This is a genomic window from Nakamurella alba, from assembly GCF_009707545.1.
Lineage (GTDB): Bacteria > Actinomycetota > Actinomycetes > Mycobacteriales > Nakamurellaceae > Nakamurella > Nakamurella alba.
In genome coordinates, this window is record NZ_WLYK01000012.1 from 20,716 (window position 1) to 40,936 (window position 20,221).

Here is a 20,221-nt window from a genome sequence, read left to right on the forward strand (position 1 = left end):
CGGGCCCCGGATCTCAGCCCTGCCCCACCGACTCCCAGAAGGCGCACTTGTGCTCGGCACGGTGGTCGACGAGGCCGATGTCGGGATTTCCGAGCTGTAGCACCGGCGACGAGTCCCCGGTGGTCGCCGGCCATGAAGCGACGCGACCGGAGGACGGGGTGCCGGTGCGCGCGAAGGAGGTCCACAACTCGACCATGGTCTCCGCGAGTTCGCCCTGACCGGTGCGGGTCACCAGGGACTTGCCACCCAGATCGAACAGGTACGGCAGATCCGTGGCGTGCGCTGCACCCTGGGGCAGACCGGAGGATGCGACGCCGCTGACGTCCGGCGCGGTGCGGTCGGCGAACTCGTAGCTGTAGACGGTCGCCCCGGCGGCCGCGAGTTCGCGTGCTCCTCTGGTCGTGGTGCACGCCCACGCGACGTCGGTGACCAATGTCGACCAGGCCAGAGCCGCGGAATCGTAGGCCTGCAAGGGGTACTCGTCCAGCACGGCCGAGGCGTGCTCCCCGAACGAGGCGCGGACCAGCGCACCGTAGTTGGTGACCGACACCGCGTCCGGATCGGTGAGCAGCAGACCACCGACGAACGATCGCTGTTCGTCGAGGTTGCCGCCGCTGATGACCGGTACCGGAAGTGAGCGGCCGGCGACCACGGCGTCAGCGGGACGTTCCGGCAGCAGATCGGTGCCGTAGGCGAGCGGGTTGCCGAATGCGGCGGCCTGATCGACCACCGTGGCGACAGGTAGTCGGCGCAGGCAGTCGAGGACCCCGGAACCGTCGCAGCCGGCGGCCTTCGCGGCTCCCACGCCGATCGTTTCCGCGTCCTTCAGCGGGATCAGCGAGGCCGTCGCCGGGAGACCGGGGAACAACGTCCCGGCCGGCCAGGAGAGGCGACAGGATCCGGAGGAGAAGATCGCCTTGTCGATGAGACCTGCGGCTGCGGGCGAGGTCAGCGCCGCACAGACCGACGTGCCGCCGGCCGATTCGCCGAACACCGTGATGTTGTCCGGATCGCCGCCGAAGGCCGTCGCGTTCCCCTTGGCCCAGGCCAGCGCCGCGAGTTGATCGGCGAAACCGAAGTTCCCGGAGCCCGGCAGCCCGGGAAGGGCCAGGTAGCCGAACATGCCCAGCCGGTAGTTCGCCGTCACCACCACGACGTCTCCCTGATCGGCCAGCCGTCGTGCGTCGTACTGCGATCCGGAACCGCTGGTGAACCCGCCGCCGTGCCACCAGACCATGACCGGGCGCGGGCTCGTGCTCGGTCGGGTCGGCACGGTGACGTTCAGGAAGAGACAGTCTTCGTCCGATTCACCTGCTGCCAGGGCGATGTCGTCGCTCTGAGGGCACGCGGGCCCTGGTGCATCCGCGGCGAGCACCTCGTCGGTGTCAGGTGCCGGCTCGGGCAGCGTCCACCGACGCGCGCCGGTGGGCGGGCTCGCGAACCTGATGCCGAGATACTCGTGGGTGGCGCCGGCCTCCTTGCCGCGCAAGGTGCCGGTCGTGGTGTCGACAGGCGCGTCCGCCGGGTCGGGTGAGCTGGTGTCCGTGACCTGCCCCGGGGTCGGCACCGTGGTCGCCGGGGTCGACAGGTCAGGCGCGCCGGCGGACGTCGAGGTCGGGGAGGCCTGCAGGGCCCCGGTCGCGCCGTTCCCGTCAGGCGCGCCCGAGCAGCCGACCAGCAGGGTCATCACTGCCACCAGTCCGGTGATCACCGTTCGGGAAGGTTGTCCCGAACGTCGGATTGCTGCTGACATGTCCTGTCCCCACTCCACTCTCGAGCCTTCCGCACCGACAGCGGCGATCACGGCCGCCCTACCTCCGCCCGTGCCCATCCGGACGCAGATCCATGCGTGGGCCGGTGCCCACTGGCCTGGGGCGCTGCTTCGTCGCTGCCGATCGCCGCAGATCAGCAAGGACGTGCACCAGGTTCAGCGGCTTCGTCGGTCCCGGTGACTACCGTTGGTGCCGGAGGTGGTGAGGCGATGTTCCCGTTGGTGCTGTTGCTCGTTCTGCCGTGGCCGGCGGAGATCCGGTGACCGTCGTCGTCCGGGCGGGAGTCCTGGAAGTCGCCGTCGAGCGGTCCGGAGTGATCGGCGGACCTCCGGTCGTGCTGCTGCACGGCTTCCCCTACGACCCGCGTTGCTACGACGAGGTCGCCCGGCTGCTCGGTGATGCGGGCATGGACGTCGTGGTGCCGTACCTGCGCGGCTACGGTCCGACCCGGTTCGTGGACCCGGCGACGCCGCGATCGGGTCAGCAGGCCGCACTCGCCCACGATCTGTTGGCGCTGATCGATGCGCTCGATCTGGCGTCGCCGATCGTCGCCGGGTACGACTGGGGCGGTCGGGCCGCCTGTCTGGTCGCCGCCCTGTGGCCGGAGCGGGTGTCCGGGCTGGTGACCGTGTCCGGCTACAACGTCCAGGACATCGCGGCGGAGGCGGCGCCGAAGGACCCAACCGTGGAGCAGATCCTCTGGTACCAGTACTACCTGCACGGCGAACGGGGCCGACGGGGGCTCGAGGCGCACCGGGGGGCCTACGCGCGACTGCTCTGGCAGGACTGGTCGCCGACCTGGACGTTCACCGATGACGATTTCGCCGCCACCGTAGCATCTTTCGACAATCCCGATTTCGTCGATGTGGTGGTGCACTCCTACCGGCACCGGTTCGGGTTGGTGCCCGGCGACCCGGTCTACCAGCCGACGGAGGACCTGATCGCCCGGCAGCCGGCCATCACCGTGCCGACCGTGGTCCTCGACGGCCGGCACGACACGGTCCGGCCGCCGCAGGACCGCGGCAGTCACGAGCAGCACTTCACCCACCTCGTCGACCACCGGGTCGTCGACGCCGGCCACAACCCACCGCAGGAGAACCCGGCCGTGTTCGCCCGGGCAGTCCTCGACCTGCTGCACTGACGACATGCCCGAGGGAGACACCATCTTCGCGTTGGCCAAGCGCCTGCGCGCGGCGCTGGACGGGCGGCAGATCGTCCGCGGCGAGCTCCGGGTCCCGGAGCACGGCGGCGACCGGATCGCCGGGCTCACCATCCGCGAGCACGACACCCACGGCAAACATCTGCTCACCAGGTTCACCGAGGGCCTCACCCTGCACACCCATCTGCGGATGACCGGCTCGTGGACGATCACCTCGCCCGGCAAACGTCTCCCCGGCCGGTTGATGCCGGACGTACGGGTGCTGATGGGGCTGGACAACGGCACCACGGCCTACGGGATCCTGCTCCCGGTGGTGCAACTGCTCGACACCCGGCGCGAGTCCGATGCGATCGGACACCTGGGCCCCGATCCGCTCCGGGCCGACTGGGATCCGGAGGAGGCCGTCCGCAGACTGGCCGCGGCTCCGGAGCGACCGCTGGTCGTGGCCCTGCTGGACCAGCGCAACGTGGCCGGGTTCGGCAACCTGTGGGCGAACGAACTGTGTTTCCTCCGGGGACGCAGCCCGTGGACACCGGTGGGCGAGGTCGATCTGCCCGCCCTGGTCTCCCTCGGGGCCCGTGCGCTGCGCCGGTCCGCCACCGAACCCGGCGCGATGCAGGTGACCACCGGCGACCGGCGCCGCGGCGAGCAGCACTGGGTCAGCGGCCGGGCAGGTCGGCCGTGCAAGCGTTGCGGGACGATTGTCCGGAAGGTCGACGAGGTCCGGGGCGACCCCGAGCAGCGGTACACCTGGTGGTGCCCGCACTGCCAGCCCGGCCCGGCCCCGGCATGAGGCCCGATGCGTGCCCGGGCCAAGCTCTCACCCGCGCCGGACCTTCCGGATCCGGATCGGTCCTTTCGCCGTACTCGGGTCGACAACCGCTCCGCCCTGGGTGATCTCGACCTCACCGGCGGCCACCAGCCTGCGGGCGGCCTGCCGCGCCGGCTCCATCGACGCCCGCCAGTCCTTGCCGCCCAGGTTCCGGGCGACCTCGCTGGGGCAGATCGTCGCCCCTGCCGCGCGCTCGTCCAGCAGCCGCAGGATCTCCGACTCGAGCGCCGTGTCCGCCGGAGACACCTTGTGCCGCCGGCACCTCTCCGAGCAGTACCGGATCTCGTCCCAGTTCCGCTCCCACTTCTTCCGCCAGGTGATCGTGCGCCCGCACACCACGCACGATTTCGTCGGCACCGCCATCGGCCCAGTGTGCCGCAGCCCCAGCTTCACCAGGTGCGTTCGACGCCGCGGATGCGGGTGGCGATCTTCGCGCTGATCTCCTTGACGTCGCGGATCTCGTTGGCGGTGAGGGGATCGACCACGTAGTGCTTGACCGCGCGGGCGTGACCGGGAGCCGCCTGGACGACCTTCTCCCAGCCGGCGTCGGTGAGGGCGGCGACGGTGAAGCGCCCGTCCTCCGGGTCTGCCGATCGTGCGACGAAACCCCTTGCCTCCAAACGCTTCACGACGTTGGACAGGCGGGACAGCGACCCTTCGGTCACCTGGGCCAACTCCCCCATGCGGGCCCGACGTCCGGACATCATCGACAGCCAGGACATCACCAGGTATTCGTAGAGCCCGACGTCGGAATCCCGTTGCAGCTGGGCCTCCAGCAGGGCGGGCAGCCGCAGGGCGATCGCCGAGACCTCCAGCCAGACACCGAGTTCGTCCTCGGTGAGCCACGGGGAATCCTGGCCCCTGCCCCCGGGATCGGCCCCGCCACCGGTCGACACCATCGCCGCAGCCTACCGGCGACCGCCCGACGGCGGGCGAACTTGACTTCAAGGTTGAAGTGTCATCTACTTGCTTCAAGGTTGAAGTCATCGGACCCGACCTCGTGATCGCCGAAGGAGAATTCCATGACCCTGTTCCGCCTGGACGCCAGCATCCGCGTCGAGGGGTCCGCGAGCCGGGAGATCGCCGACATCGTCGTCGACGAATGGCTGGCCGCCCACCCGGGCGACACCGTCGAGACCCGGCACATCGGTGTCGACCGGCTGCCGGCCGATGCCTGGGCCCATGCGGTCGAGGCCGCGTACCTGCCGGAGTCCGACCGCACCCCGGAGCAGCGGGCAGCGGTCGCCCTGGCGGCGGAGCTGGTCGACGAGCTGATGGCCGCGGACGCCGTGGTGCTGGCCGTGCCGCTCTACAACTTCGGCGTCTCCCAGCACATCAAGAACTGGATCGACCTGGTCATCACCGATCCCCGGGCGGCCGCCGGCGGACCGCCGCCGCTGGCCGGCAAGAAGGTCGTGCTCTGCACCGTGCGCGGCGGCGCCTACGGCGCGGGGACCCCGCGGGAGGGCTGGGACCACTCGACCGGCTACCTCCGGCGGATCCTCGCCGACGTGTGGGGCGCCGACCTGACCGTGGTCGAGCGCGAGTTCACCCTGGTCGGGGTCAACCCGGCGCTCGACGACTTCGCCGATCTCGCCGCGTCCATGCACGCAGAGGCCCGGTCCGCTGCGCAGGAGGCCGGAAAGGCGTTGGCCGTCAGCGCCTGAGCGGTCCTGCGGCACCGCGATCGCACACGGTCCGGCACACGGGCCGGGTGCTCCGCCGTCAGCAGCACCTCCGGGACCACCCGGCCGGCCGATCCGCCACGGCCAGTAGGTTGGGCCGTGCGCCCGTCCGGCTCCCGGCCGTCGGAGGAACTGCCATCGGAGGAACTGCTGTGCCCCCCGCACCGACCGACCCCACGCCGTCCGCACCCGCCCCGCTCGCCGGCGTCCGGATCCTCGACCTCAGCCAGGTGATGGCCGGCCCCTGGGCCACCCAGCTGCTGGGCGACCTCGGCGCCGACGTGATCAAGATCGAGCCGCCCGGCGGTGGGGACCAGGCCCGGCGCAGCTTCACCACGACGGCCGGCGATTCCGCCGGCGACAACGCCGCCTTCCGCGCCGTCAACCGGAACAAGCGCAGCGTGGTCATCGACCTGCGCACACCCGAGGGGCAGGCCGTCCTGCACCGGCTGGCCCGCTCCGCCGATGTCGTCGTGGAGAACTTCCGGCCCGGGGTGGCGGAGCGGCTCGGCGCCGACGCGGCCACCCTGCACACGATCGACCCGCGTCTGGTGGTGCTGTCGCTGTCCGGCTTCGGCACCCCGGACGAGCCCGACCCGGACACCGACATCCTCTCCCGACGGCCGGGTTTCGACCTCGTGGCGCAGGCGATGACCGGCCTGATGTCGATCACCGGGACCGCCGGCGGCGAACCGGTCAAGGTGGGGGTGCCGATCACCGACCTGACCTCGGGCATGTTCGGGGTGATCGGCCTGCTGGCGGCGCTGCGGAACCGGGAGCTCACCGGTCGTGGCGACCATGTCCGGACCAGCCTCTACCAGGCCGGGCTCGCCCTTCTCCTCTGGGAGTCGGCCTCGTTCTGGACCACCGGAGATGAACCTGGCCCGACCGGCGCCGGACACCGACTTCTCGCCCCCTACGAGGCACTCCGCACCAAGGACAGCCACGTCGTGGTCGCCGCGAACAACGACAAGCTGTGGCGGCAGTTCCTCGACGTACTGGGGCTGCCGGCACTGGCCGGCGACCCCCGATTCGCCACCAACGCGGACCGCCTCGCGCACCGCAGCGAACTGGCCCACGCGCTCGAGGCACGCCTGATCACCCGGACCACCGACGACTGGGTCGACGCGCTGACCTCCGCGGGCCTGCCGGCCGCGCCGGTCCGCACCGTCGGGCAGGCACTCTCCGACCCGCACACCCGGGCGCTGAAGATGGTCGGCACCGTCGAACACCCCGTCGTCGGCACCCAGCGGGTGCTGGGGGTGCCGTTCCGCTCGTCGGCCGGCACCTCCTGGCCGGGCACCGCGGCCCCCGCCGTCGGCCAGGACACCCGGGACGTGCTGTCCGCCGCCGGTTTCAGCGATGCGGAGATCGAGACCCTTGCCACCGCCGGGACCGTCGTCGAGGGCGATCCGTACCCCGTGACGGAGGGACGGTCGTGAGCAACGACGTCACCAGCCACGCCGACGGAACGGTGCTGGTCAGCCGATCGGACCGCGTCTGCATGGTCACGCTCAACCGGCCGGACAAGCTCAACGCCTTCACCCCGGCCATGTTCCGCGCGCTGGAGGAGCTGGCCGGAGCGCTGGCCACGGACTCCACCACCCGGGTGCTGGTGTTCCGTGGGGCGGGTGGACGGGCCTTCGCGGCCGGCGCCGACATCGGCGCGTTCACCACCTTCGACTCCACCGACGACGCCGTGGCCTACGAGGCCGGGATCGTCCGGACCGTGCGTGCGGTGCAACACCTGCCGCAGGTCACCCTGGCGGTGATCGAGGGTCTCGCCGTCGGCGGAGGTCTCGCCCTGGCGACCGCCTGCGACCTGCGGATCGCCACCACCGGCTCCCGGGTCGGCTACCCCATCGCCGCAACCCTGGGCAACTGCCTGTCCGATGCCGTGCTCGAGCGCTGCGTAGCTGCGTTCGGTGAATCTCTCGTCCGCGAGATGATCCTCACCGCCAGGCTTCTCGACATCGGCCGCGCGTACGCCGCCGGCGCCGTGCTGCAGGTGGTCGATCCGGCGGAGTTGGACGGCGCGGTCACCGAACTCACCGAGCGGATGGCGCACCTGTCCCCCGGCACCCAGCTCTCCACCAAGCGGATCCTGGACGCGCTGGCCGCCGGGACCGACACCGACAACGAACGCCACATCCGGAAGGTCTACGGCAGCCCGGACTTCTCCGGTGCGGTGCGGGCGTTCCTGGCGAAGGAGAAGCCGGTCTTCCGGGCCGATCTCGACCTGGACAGCTGAGAGCCTCCCGCTCAGTCGAGATCGGCGAGATCGAGCACGAACCGGTACCGCACGTCACCCTTCTCGAGCCGGGCCAGGCCGTTTCCCACCTGCGCGGACGGCAGCACCTCGACGTCGGCGGTGATGCCGTGCTCCGCGCAGAAGGCCAGCATCTCCGCGGTCGACGGCCGACCGCCGGTGGCCGAGGAGGACAGCGACTTCCGGCCGAGCATCAGCCCCATCAGGTCCACCGGCATCTCGGCGAACCAGCCGACCACGCAACAGTTCCCGCCGGTCCGCAACAGGCCGAGCAGCGGGCCCAGGTCGTGCGGCGCCGGGATGGTGTCCAGCACCAGGTCGAACCTCCCGGCGGAGGCCGCCAGGTGTGTCGGGTCGCCCGACACCACCAGATCCGTCGCGCCGAGAGCCAGCGCGTCCGCATGCTTGTCGGCGGTGCGACTGATCACCGACACCTCGGCCCCCAGAGCGGCGGCGAACTTCACCGCGAGATGCCCGAGACCCCCGAGCCCGGCCACCGCCACCCGGCTGCCCGGCCCGATTCCGCTCCGCCGCAACGGATTCCAGACGGTCACACCGGCGCAGAGCAACGGCGCGGCTCCGGCCGGGTCCAGGTCCGCCGGGAGCGGGAACACGAAGCCCTCGGTCAGCACGTACTCCCGGCTCCAGCCGCCGTTCGTCGGTAGGCCGTCGACGCGGTCGGTGTGCGCGTAGGTGCGGGTCGCGGTCGCGCAGTACACCTCCTCGCCGGCGCGACACATGTCGCACTCCCCGCAGGAGTCGACGATCGTGCCCACAGCGACCGGGTCACCGGGCGCGAACCGGGTCACCGCGGCGCCGACCTCGGTGACGGCGCCGACGAACTCGTGCCCCGGGATCACGCTCCCGCCGGCGGCGTGCCCATGGATCTGGTGCAGGTCGCTGTGGCAGATGCCGCAGAAGTCGATCCGGACGGCGACGTCGTCGGGGCGCAGGTCGCGTCGCTCGATCGTCACCCGATCCGGGTCCAGGGATCCGTTGCTGCTCTGCCATGCGGTCGTCGTGCGCATACGTCCAACCTTTCAAACAGACGAGTCGGTCTGTTCAACGGTAGACCCGCGGTCGGCGAAAAACAAACCAACTGGTCTGTCGATAAGCTGCCGGACATGCCGGAGGGACCGTCGACCGCCAAGGGTGAGGCGACCCGTCGCCGGATCCTGGACGCCGCGACCGACGAGTTCGCCGCCAACGGCATCGCCGGCGCCCGGATCGACCGGATCACGGCGACCGCACGGACCAACAAGGCCCAGGTCTACGGCTACTTCGGCAGCAAGGACGGGCTGTTCGACGCGGTGATCACCGATGCGGCGGACCGCGTCATCACCCAGGCACCCTTCGACGGGGACGATCTGGCGGACTGGGCCGTTCGGCTCTACGACGAGAACCTGGTGCGACCGGACATGGTGCGGCTGATGGCGTGGCTGCGACTGGAGCGGCGGCCGGCCGGTCAGTTGCAGGACAGCCCTGACAACGCCTACAAGCTCGCCGCCATCCGGGACGCCCAGCGGGAGGGGCGGATCCGGCCCGGCGAGCCCTTCGACCTGCTGGTGCTGGTGATTGCCCTGGCCTGCGCGTGGTCCCCGGTCAGCGGGGCGTGGGCCGCCACCCCGGACGAGGCCGACTCCGAGCACCGGCGACGCCGGGAGCTGTTGCGGGACAGCGTGTCCCGCGTGCTCGCCCCCTGATACCGGCTGTCCGGTCAGTTCGCCGGGAAGGTGACGTCGGTGAGGTCTTCGGACAGCGCCCAGATCCGGGCGGCGTCCGTGGTGCTGCGCAGCGGGCGGTAGAGGTCCTGTTCGGCCGGTGGTCCGCCGAGATGCCCGGGACCGCCCGGCCCGTAGAGCCGGCCGGGCCGCGACCCCGCACCCGCAGCCGCGAGCAGGGCCGGCAGGCGCGCGGAATCGACGGTGCCCAGCAGGATGCCGTGGGCGGACAGGAACCGGATCACCCTGCGCCCCAGGGTGTCCCGCTCCCGGCCGAGCTCGGGACGGGCGGCCAGCAGGTTGGTCGGCGCCACCCCGGGGTGCGACAGGTTGCTGGTGATCCCCCACCCGTGGGCCTCCGATCGACGCTGCAGTTCGAGACCGAACAGCCCGAGCGCGATCTTGGACTGCCCGTAGGCCTTCATCCCGTCGTAGCTGCGTTCCCAGTTCGGGTCGTCCCAGTGAACGGTGCCCCGCCGCGCGGCCACGCTGACCTGGGACGTCACCCGGGCACGCCCGGCCCGCAGCAACGGCAACAGGTGCGCCACCAGCGCCACGTGGCCGAGATGGTTGGCGCCGAGCTGCAACTCGAACCCGTCCTTCGTCATCTGCCGGGACGGTGGGGTCATCGTGCCGGCATTGTTCACCAGCAGGTGGATCGGCAGACCCTCACCGGCCAGCGCCTCCCCCAGTGCGGCGACCGAGGCCAGCGACGACAGGTCCAGATCGCGCAACGACACCCGGGCATCGGGCTGCGCGGAGAGGATGCCGGCGATCGCCCGCTCGCCCTTCTCCCGGTTCCGCACCGGTAGCACCACCTCGGCCCCGGACGCTGCGAGCCGGGCGGCGATGCCGAGCCCGATCCCGTCGCTGCCCCCGGTCACCACCGCCCGCCGACCCGTCAGGTCCGGCAGATCGATGTCGACGGTCCTTCGCGCCATGACGTGCGCTCCTCTCCTCTAGTTCCACTGCCCACGCAGCCTGCCCGGCCGGTGAGGGGCCAACCAGGACCTGCCGATCCGCCCTTCCCCGCACCGCGCGGGAGAGGGGGATCGACAGGTCGTGGCAGACGGGTGCCGCCGGCACCACACTGGGCCGAGGAGGTGACGGATGATCGACAGGGCCGGATTGGCGGCGTTCCTGCGCAACCGGCGGGAGTCGCTGCAGCCCGACGACGTCGGGCTGCCGGCCGGGCTGCGGCGCCGGACCAGCGGCCTGCGCCGCGAGGAGGTCGCACTGCTCTGCCACATGTCGACCGACTACTACGCCCGGCTCGAGCGGGAGCGCGGCCCGGAGCCGTCACCGCAGATGATCGCCGCGATCGCCCAGGGACTGCACCTCTCGCTGGACGAGCGGGATCACCTGTCCCGGCTCGCCGGGCACCGGCCCCCGGACCGCGGCCCCGCCGGCGACCACATCGGACCGGGCCTGCTGCGCATCCTGGACCGGCTGCAGGACACGCCGGCCGAGATCGTCAGCGAACTCGGCGAGACGCTGCGGCAAACCGCTCCCGGCGTGGCGCTGACCGGCGACACGACGGCGTTCACCGGGCCGATGCGCAGCATCGGCTACCGGTGGTTCGCCGATCCGTCCGGTCGCAACCTGTACCCGGAGCAGGACCACGACTTCCTGACCCGGATGTACGCCTCCGGCCTCCGCGAGATCGCCACGCTGCGCGGGCCGGGGTCACGGGCCGCGGGGTACGCCGAGCTGCTGCTGGCGAGCAGTCCGGAGTTCCGGGCGGTCTGGGAACGCCAGGAGGTCGGCATCCGACCCAGGGAGGGCAAGCGTTTCCTGCACCCCGAGGTAGGGCTGCTGGAGCTGCACTGCCAGCGGCTCGGCGACCCGGAGAGCTCGCACTGGCTGCTGGTCTACACGGCCGTCCCGGGCAGCGAGAGCCACGAGAAGCTACGGCTGCTCTCGGTGCTCGGCCGAACCTTCTGAGGTCCGGCTCAACCGAGCAGGCCCTTGCGCACCATGGACTCCGCAGCCGCGGCGATGGCGGCGTACGGGTCTCCTGGTGTCCAGCCGAGCAGCTCGCGGGCCTTGGCGTTCGAGGTCCTCTTCGCGTAGCCGAGGTCGGGAACGATGTCGCGGGCCTGCTTGTCGAACAGCGCGCCGATCCGGACCACCAGGTTCGGCACCACCCGCGTGGGCACCTTCGCACCGGCGGGCCCGACCGCTGACCTGATGGTGGCGGCGATGTCCTTCATCTCGATCGCCGGACCGTTCGACAGCAGGAACCGCTCCCCCGCCGCGTCCGGCACCGTCATGGCGAGCACGTGCGCGGCGGCGACGTCGCGGACGTCGACCACCGGGACGAACAGGTGCGGCAGCCCGGGCATCGACCCGGTCAGCAGCGCTTGCACCAGGTGATTCGAGCCCGAGATGTCCCTGCCCATCACCGGTCCCATCACCGCGACGGGGAGCAGGGTGACCAGCTCCGGCGCACCGTCGGTCTGCCGCACGAACTCCCAGGCGGCCCGCTCGGCGAAGGTCTTGCTGCGGCCGTAGGCGTCGGTGCCCGGCCCGTCCGGCACCGTCCAGTCCGCCTCGGTGAAGACCCGGTCGTCGTGCGGGTGTCCCCACCCGACGGCGTGGAACGCCGAGGTGAGCACCACCCGGCGGATCCCGGCGCGGGTGGCCGCCCGCAGGACGCGCAGCGCCCCCTCGCGGGCCGGGAGGATCAGGTCGTCCTCGTTCTCCACCCGGCCCGGCTGCACCGGCGACGCCACATGCAGCACCACGTCGACCCCGACCATCGCCTCGTCCCAGCCGTTGTCATCGTTCAGGTCCGCCGCGACGAACTCGAGGGCGCTGTCGTCGGTGAGTCCGGCGTCGGCCAGCACCGCGCGCACCGAAGGCTCCTTGGCCAGGTCCCGGACGGTGGCCCGGACCTGGCGGCCCGCCGCCAGCAGCTGCAGGATGCAGTGACCCGCGATGAACCCTGATCCCCCGGTGACCAGCACCTTGCCTGTCATGTCCACTCCTTTTCGCCGTGTCTGCTCCGACTGTGACCCGGGACCGGCCGGCCTGCCAGCGGTCGGCCGGTCCTGGGACTGTCGGTCCTACGACGGCGCTATGGCATCAGGGCCGAGGATCAGGCGGCCTCCAGCACGGCCTCGGCCCGCTCCGGGCTGCCCTCCGCCAACCCGCGGTCGATGCCCCGGCGGCAGGCCAGCCACAGGCCGAGACCGATGACCAGCACCAGGATCTCGCTGGCCGTCAGGGACCAGATGATGCCCGCCAGGCCGAACCAGGCACTGCCCAGGATCACGATGGGGACGAACAGCACCCCCTGGGCCATGGACATCACGATGGCCGGGACTGCGCGGCCGGTGGCCTGGAACAGCGAGGTGAGCAGGCCGGTGAAGCCGTTGACGATCATCGCCACGAGCTGGGCGGCCAGCACCGTCATCCCGATCGCGAGCACCGAGGAGTCGGCGGAGAAGGTGGAGAACAGCGGCTCGCGGAAGACGAACACCAGCACCGAGGACAGCAGCACGATCGCGCCGACGGTCAGCGCCGAGGCCCGCACCGCGGCCATCAGCCGGGACCTGTCGCCCTTGCCGTAGGAGTAGGCGAGCAGCGGCAGCACACCGAGAGTGACGCCCATGACCAGGAACTCGGGAACCTGGGCGATCCGGACGGCGACACCCATGGCGGCCAGTGCACTGTCGCCGTAGGCCGCGGCAAGGTTGTTGAGCACCAGCGAGGTGACGATCAGGAACGACGACTGGAGCAGCTCGCCCACGCCCACCCCGAAGACCGGCTGGAGGACCGACGCCCGCACGGTGAACCAGCGTGGCGCCAGATCGACGTGCTCGCTCCTTCGCTGCAGCCACACCACGAAGTAGACGACCACCACCAGGTTCGACAGGCCGACCGCAGCGGCGGCGCCGGCCACACCCCAGCCGAGGACCAGGATGAACAGCACGTCGAACAGCAGATTGGCGATCACCGAGGCGATCAGGCCGATCATCGCCTGGCGCGCTGCCCCTTCGGCGCGGACCAGCTGCTCCAGGCAGAAGGCCGCGGCCAGCACCGGGACGAAGGCCAGCATCACCGCGACGTACTGCCCGGTGGCAGCCCTCGAGGCGTCGTCGGCGCCCAGCAGCGAGACCAGCGGGTCGAGCAGGAGCAGCCCGATCCCGCCGAGCACCGCACCGGTGATCACCGAGCCCCACACCGCGAACGAGGCGACATGCTTGATGTCACCGGCCTTGTCGGGCTCCTGCTCGGCGGCGCCGAGCAACCGGGAGATGAGCGCACCGCCACCCACCCCGAACACACCGCCGACGGCCATGACCAGGCCGAGCAGCGGGGTGCCGAAGGTGATCGCGGCCAGCAGCGCGGTGTCGTGCTGGGCGCCGACGAAACCGGCGTTGATGACGTTGTAGACCGCGCCGACGATCATCGCCGCGGCCATCGGAACGCACAGGTGCACCAGGGCCCGCAGGATCGGTGCGGCGGACAGGTACCAGCGGTTGGTCCTGACTGTTGTTGCCGCCTGGTCGTTCCCAGTCGTGCTCTTCTTCGTGTTCATGACGCGCCTTCTTCCGGGCAGGGTCCAGCGCGCCCCGACCGGTGGTCGGCACGTGTGGGCATGGGGTCTGGGGCCGGCGCCGGATCCGGCGCCGGGTGGTGCGGGCGACTACCGCGTGGGGCGGGGCAGCTCCGCGGTGATCCTGGTGAGCAGTGCGTGCAGGGTGGCCCGCTCGCCGTCGTCGAGCGGGGCGAGGATCGTCTCGTCCGCCGCGGCCATGGCCGCGTCGAACCCGGCGATCAGCTCGGCACCCTCCGGCGTCGCGTAGACCTTCTTGCTGCGCCCGTCACCCTCCTCGGTGCGCCGCTCGGCCAGGCCACGCTTCTCCAGTCCCTGCAGCAGGCTCGAGACGCTGGCCGCGGTCGTCCGGCTCACCTCGGCGATGTCGCGCTGGATCGCACCGGGGTGCTGTACCAGGTAGCCGAGCACGAATCCCTGCTCGAAGCTGATGTCGCGCTCCCTGATCCAGTCCTCGCCGGCCTTGCGCTGGGCCCATCCGATCCAACGGAGGAGTCCGAGCGGGGTGGTGAGTTCCGGTGCGTCCATGTTCAGAACTCTAAGAGTTAGAGTTCTAACTGTCAATACTCGAACTGTTCTTCGGGTCACAACGCTGTCAGGATGAGGTGATGACCGAGCCGCCGTTCCGCATCACCGACCGCACGGTGACCGCACCGCTGATCCAGGACGTATCGGTGATCCGGCCGATGCTGTGGAAGGTGCGGATGCGCGGCGCCTTCATCGGCGAGGTCGACATCGAGGGCGCGGTCGAGGGTCTGCGGATCAACGGCGTCGACGTCGGGCCGCTGATCGAAGCCGAACTCGACCGGCGCGAGCCGCTGCGGGTGAAGATGCGGCCGGCCGACCCGGCCGGGTACCGGGAGGCGTGGGACCTGCTCGGGTCGCTCTGGGCCGACACGGTCGCCAAGGCGCGCACACTGCCGGAGGAGAAGCTGCACGAACAGGTCGACGGCGAGTGGTCGTTCGTGCAGACCCTGCGACACCTGCTCTTCGCCACCGACATCTGGATCAGCCGGGTGATCCTCGGCGATCCCCGGCCGTGGCACCCGCTGGACCTGCCGTTCGACGAGATGCCCCCGGACCCGGAGGTGCCGTGGGACCGGGACGTCCGCCCGTCACTGGACGAGGTGCTGGCGCTGCGCGCCGACCGGGTGCGCACCATGGGCGAGGTGATCGACGGGCTGACCCCGGAGTACCTCGCCTCCCGCACCGTCCCGGTCGACGGCCCGGGATTCCCGGAGCCGCGGGACTATCCGGTCGGCGAGGTGCTCACCACCATCCTCATCGAGGAGTGGTACCACCGGAAGTACGCGGAGCGGGACCTGGACATCCTGCTGGGCCAGGACCGGTAGATCGGCGTATCAGCGGCCGCACCGGGCGACTCCTCGCCGTCGACGTGTCGGCGCCCGGCCGACCAGCGAGAGGACATCCCGATGAGCCGGTTCGTCACCGTCCGCCCGTCACAGCAGTACGCGGAGCAGTACCTGCGTGGACGGATCGAGGACGCCCTGATCAATCTCGACCAGGTGATCGCGGTGACCACCCATCCCGAGTTCCCGGCGTCCACCAGCATCGTGACCCTGGTGGACGGGAAGTCCTTCCACTCCGACCTGACCGTGCAGGGTTGGAAGGAACCGCTCGGCGTGGCCGATTGAAGTGGTGGCCCCGTTGACACGGTCACGTGGTCGCGGTGATCCACCGTTGCGCCAGGTCGGCGACGACCTGGGTGTGTCGATCGGCCTCGGAGGCCGTGGAGAGCGCGATGATTCCGCGGTCCCCGCGCCATTCGATCAGCCCGGTCGGGTCGTCGAAGACGAAGGTGGCCGCGTCGGCCCGCACCGCGGCTCCCCGGTGCAGGATCACCTGGATCCGCCGACCCGGGTGCAGCCGGAAGGTCACCCGGTGCTCCCCTGCACGACCGAAGCTCGGCGCATTCCACTTCACGTCCTTGGTGATCCGTGGATCGACGGCGAGGATGGCGGCGCGGAGGGCCACCACCTGTGCGCGGAGCGGATGTTCGAGCTCCGCCAGGTAGCGGTCGACGTTCTCGGCCATGCGGCACTTCCCTTCTCCCGGAGCAGCTTTCGTGGTTCACCGCCGCCGGTCGGCGCAGTCGACGCAGCGGGTGGCGGTGGGTTGGACCTCGAGCCGACCGGGCGGGATGACCCGGCCGCAGCGCTCGCAGACGCCGTAGGTGCCGGCGCCGTCCCGGCGGATGGCGTCGTCCAGCCCGGCCAGCCGCGCCGCAGCTGCCTGCCGCAGGCTCTCCAGCCGGGACCACTCGGCCGACAACGGTGAGCCGTCCGGGTCGTGCTCGTCGTCGTCGTGATCGGACCGCAGCGCGCGGAAGGCGGCGAGATCGGCATCCACGGCCGCGATGTCGGCCAGCGCCTGCTGCCGCAGCCGCTCCAGGTCGGTCACCCGAGCAGGCCGCGGGCCTGCGCGAGCACCGGCTCGTCGATCATCTGCCCGCGGAACCGGAACACCCCGGGCGCACCCTCGGCCGCGGCGAGCACCGCACGCGCCCACTCCACCCGCTCCGCCGACGGCCGGTAGGCGGCGCGGATCGCCGCGACCTGCGTCGGGTGGATGCATGCCGTGGCCGAGAAGCCGGAAGCCGCAGCATCTTCCGCCTCGGCGGCGAGACCGTCGAGATCGGCGATGTCCAGGTGCACGGCGTCGACGGCGATCTTCCCGTACGCCCCGGCGGCCAGCAGCACCTGTGAGCGGGCGGCGCGGGCCACGTCCCGGTACCCGCCGTCCGGGCGGCGACTGGACGTGCCGCCGAGCGAGGCGACCAGATCCTCCGCGCCCCACATCAGGCCGGCGACGGCCGGGTGCGCAGCGAGCTCCGGTGCGGCCAGCACGCCGCGGGCGGTCTCGCACAACGCCAGCACCCGGGCATCCGGCACCGCATCGAGCACGGCCGAGAGGTCCTGCGCCGACGATGCTTTCGCCACCACGACGAGACGGATCGCGGTCCGGGCGACGGCGTCGAGGTCGGCCCGCCAGTGCTCCCCGCCGACCTGGTTGATCCGGACCAGGGTGCGGGCCGGATCGGGCGCGGCGGCCACCAGGGCCTGCCTGGCCGCCGGCTTGTCGAGCGGCGCGACCGCGTCCTCCAGGTCGAGGATCACCGCGTCGGCAGCTGCCGCCGCTTTGCCGTACCGGTCAGGACGGTCGCCGGGGCAGAACAGCAGGGCCGGTCCGGGGAGGGGGTGCACAGCCGTCATCATGCCTCCGCCGGCCGACAGCGCATCATCACGGACCGCTCGGCCACGGCCACCACCTCGTCGTGCTGGTTCCGCCCGGTGTGCTCGAGCACCACCACGCCCTGACCCGGACGGCTCCGGGACAGGCGCTTCGAGACCAGCCGGGATTCCGCGACCAGGGTGTCGCCGTGCCGCACGGGGGTCGGGAAGGACACCGCACCGAACCCCAGGTTGGCCACGATGGTGCCCTGGGTGAGCTGCCCGACGGACAGCCCCACCAGCGTCGACAGGGTGAACATGCTGTTCACCAGCCGACCGCCGAAGTCCTGCGCGGCGGACCAGGGTTCGTCCAGGTGCAGCGCCTGCGGGTTCATCGTCAACGTCGTGAACAGGACGTTGTCCGCCTCGGTGACCGTGCGGCCCGGGCTGTGCCGGTACACCACATCCGGCTCGAACTCCTCGAACCACAGCCCGCGCTGCACGATCTCCCGCATCCGGGCAGTCCAGCGGGTCAGGCCAGCTCGCGCAACTTCGGCACGACGTCCTCGGTGAACTGCGTCAGGAAGCGCTCCTGGTCGTGCCCCGGCCCGTGGAACACCAGGTGGTTGAGTCCGGCGTCGGTGTACTGCTTGATCTGGGCCACCGCCTCGTCCGGGTCGGAGGCGACGATCCAGCGCTTGGCGACCTGCTCGATCGGCAGCTCGTCGGCCAGCCGTTCCATCTCCACCGCCGAGTCGACGGTGTGCTTCTGCTCGGCGGTCAGCGACAGCGGCGCCCAGAACCGGGTGTTCTCCAGCGCCTTCTCCGGATCGCGGTCGTAGGAGACCTTGATCTCGATGGTGTTGTCGATCGTGCTCGCATCGCGGCCGGCCTTCTCCGCACCCTCGGCCACCGCGGGCATCAGCTTCTCGGTGTAGAGGTCCATGCCCTTGCCGGAGGTGCAGATGAAGCCCTCGCCGGAGCGGCCGGCGTACTTGGCGACCAGCGGGCCGCCGGCGGCGATGTAGACCGGGACGGGGGTGTCCGGCCGGTCGTAGATGCTGGCGTTGACGAGCTTGTAGTACTCGCCGTCGAAGTCGACGGAGTCCTCGGTCCACAGCTTGCGCATCAGCGTGATCGACTCGCGCAGCCGGGCGAAACGCTCCTTGAACTCCGGCCACTCGCGGCCCGAGACGGCGATCTCGTTGAGCGCCTCGCCGGTGCCCGCGCCGAGGATGACGCGGTTGTCGAAGAGCAGCGCCATGGTGGCGAAGGTCTGCGCCATGACGGCCGGGTTGTACCGGAAGGTCGGGGTGGTGACGCTGGTGCCGATCTGCACCCGCTTCGTCCGCTCGCCGACCGCCGCCATCCAGGTGAAGGCGGCCGGGGCGTGGCCGCCCTCGTGCCGCCAGGGCAGGAAGTGGTCGGAGACCCACACGCTGTCCAGGCCGAGCTGCTCCGCGCGGACCGCGTACTCCACCAGATCACGCGGACCGAACTGCTCCGCCGACGCCTTGTACCCGAGCTTGAGTTCCACCTGAGGATCCTTCCGGCACTTCCGGCCTCACCGGCCGCCACGGCCGGGACCGGCCGAAACCCCACTATTGCACGCCCGGTCGAGGGTCCGTCAGGCGGCCACGGGCACGTTCGCGGTGCGCGACCGGCCGAGCGCCAGCACCATGAGAGCCGCGACCACGCCGGTGATCCCGGCCACCAGGAAGGCCGCCGACAGCCCCGTCGCGGCGCCGCCCTGCGCGGTCCAGACGGTGCCCAGCACGGCGATGCCGATGGCGAACCCCAACTGCCGCATGGTGTTCACCATGCCGGCGGCCATGCCGCCGCGCTGCACCGGGACCGCACCCATGGCGGCGGAGGACAAGGTGGGTGTGGCCAGGCCCACGCCGAGCCCGGTCACCACCAGGCCGGCGAGCAGGGCCGGCCAACTGGAGCTGTCGTCGACCATCAGAGCGTCCAGCAGGGCGCCGATGCCGATCAGCGCGAGGCCGGCGGCGATGATCGGGCCGGGTGCCCGGTGGTGCAGGTGCCGGCCGATCACCGCGGAGACCAGGAAGGCGGCGCCGGCCATCGGCAGGCTGACCAGCCCGGCCTGCACCGGCGACAGCCCCAGCACGGCCTGCAGCCAGATCGACGCGTAGGTCAGCGCTGCGAAAGCCGCGAAGTTGAGCACCAGCGCGGCCAGCAGGGTGCGCACGAAACCGCGACGGCGGAACAGGGCGAGATCGACCATGGCGTCGGCGGACCGGGCCTCGCGGGCGACGAAGCCGATCAGTCCGGCCGTGGCGACCACGAAGCTGAGAACCACGACCGGCCGGCCCCAGCCGGTGCCGGCCTCGATCAGGCCGTAGGTGAGGAAGCCGGCGAACACGGTGAACGCCGCGATGCCGGGCAGGTCGATCCGCCGATCCCGCTGTCGCACGTCGGCCGGAAGTGCCTTCATCGCAAGGGCGATCGCGGCCACGCTCACCGGCAGGTTGACCAGGAAGATCCAGTGCCAGGACAGGCCCTGGGTCAGCACGCCGCCGAGGATCGGGCCGACCGCGGCCGACGCGCCGCTGACCGCGCCCCAGACCCCGTAGGCCGTGCCACGGTCGCGGCCGCTGTAGGAGCTGTTCAGCAGCGCGAAGGTGGTGGCGAACATCGCCGCCGCGCCGATGCCCTGCACCGCGCGGGCGGCGATCAGCACGCCGGAGTCCGGGGCGAGCGCGCAGGCCAGCGACGACAGGGCGAAGACACCCAGGCCCGCGATGTAGGAGATGCGGTGGCCGATGAGGTCGGCGACGCCGCCCAGGCCGAGGAGGAGGGCGGCCAGGGTGAGCGCGTAGGCGTCCATCACCCACTGCAGGGCGGAGAAGGAGGTACCGAGGGATCGGGCCATGTCCGGCAGCGCGACGTTCACGATGGTCACGTCGACCAGCAGCATGAAGGTGCCCAACGACACCACGACCAGTGGCATCCACTTGCGCATGAGAAGTGCTCCTGAGAGTGCACAGGGGCCGCGACCGTGTCG

The 20,221-nt window shown here is 71.3% G+C and carries 23 protein-coding genes; 9 read left to right on the plus strand and 14 right to left on the minus strand.

Annotated features, from left to right (window positions below):
* Positions 1 to 13: 13 nt before the first annotated feature.
* Positions 14 to 1,711 (minus strand): carboxylesterase/lipase family protein, encoded by a 1,698-nt coding sequence (locus tag GIS00_RS23480; protein WP_322098360.1) that lies wholly within the window; start codon positions 1,709 to 1,711, stop codon positions 14 to 16.
* Between the two features lie 320 nt (positions 1,712 to 2,031).
* Between GIS00_RS23480 and GIS00_RS23485 the strand changes: the two genes are divergently transcribed.
* Both GIS00_RS23485 and GIS00_RS23490 read left to right on the plus strand, forming a co-directional pair.
* On the plus strand, positions 2,032 to 2,913 hold the full coding sequence (locus tag GIS00_RS23485; RefSeq protein WP_322098361.1) for an alpha/beta fold hydrolase: 882 nt from the start codon (positions 2,032 to 2,034) through the stop codon (positions 2,911 to 2,913).
* Positions 2,914 to 2,917: 4 nt separating this feature from the next.
* Positions 2,918 to 3,724: a DNA-formamidopyrimidine glycosylase family protein gene (locus tag GIS00_RS23490; protein WP_154770911.1), complete on the plus strand. Its 807-nt coding sequence runs from the start codon at positions 2,918 to 2,920 to the stop codon at positions 3,722 to 3,724.
* A 27-nt stretch (positions 3,725 to 3,751) separates the two neighbouring features.
* On the opposite strand, the gene GIS00_RS23495 is transcribed toward GIS00_RS23490, so the two are convergent.
* Positions 3,752 to 4,126 carry a DUF2256 and DUF3253 domain-containing protein gene (locus GIS00_RS23495; RefSeq protein ID WP_154770912.1) on the minus strand — a complete coding sequence of 125 codons (375 nt, stop codon included), beginning with the start codon at positions 4,124 to 4,126 and terminating at the stop codon, positions 3,752 to 3,754.
* Between the two features lie 26 nt (positions 4,127 to 4,152).
* The gene (locus tag GIS00_RS23500) at positions 4,153 to 4,662 is read right to left on the minus strand and encodes a MarR family winged helix-turn-helix transcriptional regulator (RefSeq protein WP_154770913.1); all 510 of its coding nucleotides are present in this window, start codon (positions 4,660 to 4,662) and stop codon (positions 4,153 to 4,155) included.
* 123 nt (positions 4,663 to 4,785) lie between these two features.
* On the opposite strand from GIS00_RS23500, the gene GIS00_RS23505 reads away from it, so the two are divergent.
* From GIS00_RS23505 to GIS00_RS23515, 3 genes are all read left to right on the plus strand, one after another.
* Complete coding sequence (locus tag GIS00_RS23505; protein ID WP_154770914.1) at positions 4,786 to 5,430, plus strand: FMN-dependent NADH-azoreductase; 645 nt, start codon at positions 4,786 to 4,788, stop codon at positions 5,428 to 5,430.
* A gap of 170 nt (positions 5,431 to 5,600) precedes the next feature.
* Positions 5,601 to 6,890 (plus strand): CaiB/BaiF CoA transferase family protein, encoded by a 1,290-nt coding sequence (locus GIS00_RS23510; protein ID WP_322098363.1) that lies wholly within the window; start codon positions 5,601 to 5,603, stop codon positions 6,888 to 6,890.
* The gene (locus tag GIS00_RS23515) at positions 6,887 to 7,699 is read left to right on the plus strand and encodes an enoyl-CoA hydratase-related protein (RefSeq protein WP_322098364.1); all 813 of its coding nucleotides are present in this window, start codon (positions 6,887 to 6,889) and stop codon (positions 7,697 to 7,699) included. Before GIS00_RS23510 ends, GIS00_RS23515 begins: the two co-directional genes overlap by 4 nt.
* Before the next feature lie 11 nt (positions 7,700 to 7,710).
* Here the strand turns inward: GIS00_RS23515 and GIS00_RS23520 are convergent, their stop codons facing one another.
* The gene (locus GIS00_RS23520; RefSeq protein WP_154770915.1) at positions 7,711 to 8,745 is read right to left on the minus strand and encodes an NAD(P)-dependent alcohol dehydrogenase; all 1,035 of its coding nucleotides are present in this window, start codon (positions 8,743 to 8,745) and stop codon (positions 7,711 to 7,713) included.
* A gap of 96 nt (positions 8,746 to 8,841) precedes the next feature.
* Between GIS00_RS23520 and GIS00_RS23525 the strand changes: the two genes are divergently transcribed.
* Complete coding sequence (locus GIS00_RS23525) at positions 8,842 to 9,420, plus strand: TetR family transcriptional regulator (RefSeq protein ID WP_154770916.1); 579 nt, start codon at positions 8,842 to 8,844, stop codon at positions 9,418 to 9,420.
* A 14-nt stretch (positions 9,421 to 9,434) separates the two neighbouring features.
* Here GIS00_RS23525 and GIS00_RS23530 read toward each other — a convergent pair whose 3' ends face one another.
* Positions 9,435 to 10,379 carry an SDR family oxidoreductase gene (locus GIS00_RS23530; RefSeq protein WP_154770917.1) on the minus strand — a complete coding sequence of 315 codons (945 nt, stop codon included), beginning with the start codon at positions 10,377 to 10,379 and terminating at the stop codon, positions 9,435 to 9,437.
* A 169-nt stretch (positions 10,380 to 10,548) separates the two neighbouring features.
* Between GIS00_RS23530 and GIS00_RS23535 the strand changes: the two genes are divergently transcribed.
* Complete coding sequence (locus GIS00_RS23535; protein WP_154770918.1) at positions 10,549 to 11,382, plus strand: helix-turn-helix transcriptional regulator; 834 nt, start codon at positions 10,549 to 10,551, stop codon at positions 11,380 to 11,382.
* 8 nt (positions 11,383 to 11,390) lie between these two features.
* Here the strand turns inward: GIS00_RS23535 and GIS00_RS23540 are convergent, their stop codons facing one another.
* From GIS00_RS23540 to GIS00_RS23550, 3 genes are all read right to left on the minus strand, one after another.
* The gene (locus GIS00_RS23540; RefSeq protein WP_154770919.1) at positions 11,391 to 12,419 is read right to left on the minus strand and encodes an SDR family oxidoreductase; all 1,029 of its coding nucleotides are present in this window, start codon (positions 12,417 to 12,419) and stop codon (positions 11,391 to 11,393) included.
* Between the two features lie 119 nt (positions 12,420 to 12,538).
* The gene (locus GIS00_RS23545; RefSeq protein WP_154770920.1) at positions 12,539 to 13,984 is read right to left on the minus strand and encodes an MATE family efflux transporter; all 1,446 of its coding nucleotides are present in this window, start codon (positions 13,982 to 13,984) and stop codon (positions 12,539 to 12,541) included.
* A 108-nt stretch (positions 13,985 to 14,092) separates the two neighbouring features.
* Positions 14,093 to 14,530, minus strand: coding sequence for a MarR family winged helix-turn-helix transcriptional regulator (locus GIS00_RS23550; RefSeq protein WP_154770921.1), 438 nt, complete (start codon positions 14,528 to 14,530; stop codon positions 14,093 to 14,095).
* An 80-nt stretch (positions 14,531 to 14,610) separates the two neighbouring features.
* Here GIS00_RS23550 and GIS00_RS23555 point away from each other — a divergent pair, with 80 nt between their 5' ends.
* Both GIS00_RS23555 and GIS00_RS23560 read left to right on the plus strand, forming a co-directional pair.
* On the plus strand, positions 14,611 to 15,354 hold the full coding sequence (locus GIS00_RS23555) for a DinB family protein (RefSeq protein ID WP_154770922.1): 744 nt from the start codon (positions 14,611 to 14,613) through the stop codon (positions 15,352 to 15,354).
* 81 nt (positions 15,355 to 15,435) lie between these two features.
* Entirely contained in the window at positions 15,436 to 15,657 is a 222-nt protein-coding gene (locus GIS00_RS23560; RefSeq protein ID WP_154770923.1) for a hypothetical protein, read from the plus strand.
* A gap of 22 nt (positions 15,658 to 15,679) precedes the next feature.
* Here GIS00_RS23560 and GIS00_RS23565 read toward each other — a convergent pair whose 3' ends face one another.
* The 6 genes from GIS00_RS23565 to GIS00_RS23590 all read right to left on the minus strand — a co-directional run bounded on the left by GIS00_RS23565 (position 15,680) and on the right by GIS00_RS23590 (position 20,179).
* Complete coding sequence (locus tag GIS00_RS23565) at positions 15,680 to 16,057, minus strand: DUF1801 domain-containing protein (protein WP_154770924.1); 378 nt, start codon at positions 16,055 to 16,057, stop codon at positions 15,680 to 15,682.
* A 36-nt stretch (positions 16,058 to 16,093) separates the two neighbouring features.
* Positions 16,094 to 16,423, minus strand: coding sequence for a TraR/DksA family transcriptional regulator (locus GIS00_RS23570; protein WP_230314068.1), 330 nt, complete (start codon positions 16,421 to 16,423; stop codon positions 16,094 to 16,096).
* Positions 16,420 to 17,235 (minus strand): HpcH/HpaI aldolase/citrate lyase family protein, encoded by an 816-nt coding sequence (locus tag GIS00_RS23575; protein WP_154770925.1) that lies wholly within the window; start codon positions 17,233 to 17,235, stop codon positions 16,420 to 16,422. The genes GIS00_RS23570 and GIS00_RS23575 overlap by 4 nt, the downstream gene beginning before the upstream one ends.
* Entirely contained in the window at positions 17,235 to 17,708 is a 474-nt protein-coding gene (locus GIS00_RS23580) for a MaoC family dehydratase (protein WP_154770926.1), read from the minus strand. Before GIS00_RS23580 ends, GIS00_RS23575 begins: the two co-directional genes overlap by 1 nt.
* A 17-nt stretch (positions 17,709 to 17,725) precedes the next feature.
* Positions 17,726 to 18,730: a glucose-6-phosphate dehydrogenase (coenzyme-F420) gene (fgd, locus tag GIS00_RS23585; RefSeq protein WP_322098366.1), complete on the minus strand. Its 1,005-nt coding sequence runs from the start codon at positions 18,728 to 18,730 to the stop codon at positions 17,726 to 17,728.
* Positions 18,731 to 18,820: 90 nt separating this feature from the next.
* Positions 18,821 to 20,179 carry a DHA2 family efflux MFS transporter permease subunit gene (locus tag GIS00_RS23590; protein WP_154770927.1) on the minus strand — a complete coding sequence of 453 codons (1,359 nt, stop codon included), beginning with the start codon at positions 20,177 to 20,179 and terminating at the stop codon, positions 18,821 to 18,823.
* Positions 20,180 to 20,221 lie beyond the last annotated feature (42 nt).

Coding starts and splice junctions, on each gene's coding strand:
- GIS00_RS23490 (WP_154770911.1), top strand. CDS start 2,918: ATGCCCGAGGGAGACACCATCTTCGCGTTGGCCAAGCGCCTGCGCGCG.
- GIS00_RS23495 (WP_154770912.1), bottom strand. CDS start 4,126: ATGGCGGTGCCGACGAAATCGTGCGTGGTGTGCGGGCGCACGATCACC.
- GIS00_RS23500 (WP_154770913.1), bottom strand. CDS start 4,662: ATGGTGTCGACCGGTGGCGGGGCCGATCCCGGGGGCAGGGGCCAGGAT.
- GIS00_RS23505 (WP_154770914.1), top strand. CDS start 4,786: ATGACCCTGTTCCGCCTGGACGCCAGCATCCGCGTCGAGGGGTCCGCG.
- GIS00_RS23520 (WP_154770915.1), bottom strand. CDS start 8,745: ATGCGCACGACGACCGCATGGCAGAGCAGCAACGGATCCCTGGACCCG.
- GIS00_RS23525 (WP_154770916.1), top strand. CDS start 8,842: ATGCCGGAGGGACCGTCGACCGCCAAGGGTGAGGCGACCCGTCGCCGG.
- GIS00_RS23530 (WP_154770917.1), bottom strand. CDS start 10,379: ATGGCGCGAAGGACCGTCGACATCGATCTGCCGGACCTGACGGGTCGG.
- GIS00_RS23535 (WP_154770918.1), top strand. CDS start 10,549: ATGATCGACAGGGCCGGATTGGCGGCGTTCCTGCGCAACCGGCGGGAG.
- GIS00_RS23540 (WP_154770919.1), bottom strand. CDS start 12,419: ATGACAGGCAAGGTGCTGGTCACCGGGGGATCAGGGTTCATCGCGGGT.
- GIS00_RS23545 (WP_154770920.1), bottom strand. CDS start 13,984: ATGAACACGAAGAAGAGCACGACTGGGAACGACCAGGCGGCAACAACA.
- GIS00_RS23550 (WP_154770921.1), bottom strand. CDS start 14,530: ATGGACGCACCGGAACTCACCACCCCGCTCGGACTCCTCCGTTGGATC.
- GIS00_RS23555 (WP_154770922.1), top strand. CDS start 14,611: ATGACCGAGCCGCCGTTCCGCATCACCGACCGCACGGTGACCGCACCG.
- GIS00_RS23560 (WP_154770923.1), top strand. CDS start 15,436: ATGAGCCGGTTCGTCACCGTCCGCCCGTCACAGCAGTACGCGGAGCAG.
- GIS00_RS23565 (WP_154770924.1), bottom strand. CDS start 16,057: ATGGCCGAGAACGTCGACCGCTACCTGGCGGAGCTCGAACATCCGCTC.
- GIS00_RS23575 (WP_154770925.1), bottom strand. CDS start 17,235: ATGACGGCTGTGCACCCCCTCCCCGGACCGGCCCTGCTGTTCTGCCCC.
- GIS00_RS23580 (WP_154770926.1), bottom strand. CDS start 17,708: ATGCGGGAGATCGTGCAGCGCGGGCTGTGGTTCGAGGAGTTCGAGCCG.
- GIS00_RS23590 (WP_154770927.1), bottom strand. CDS start 20,179: ATGCGCAAGTGGATGCCACTGGTCGTGGTGTCGTTGGGCACCTTCATG.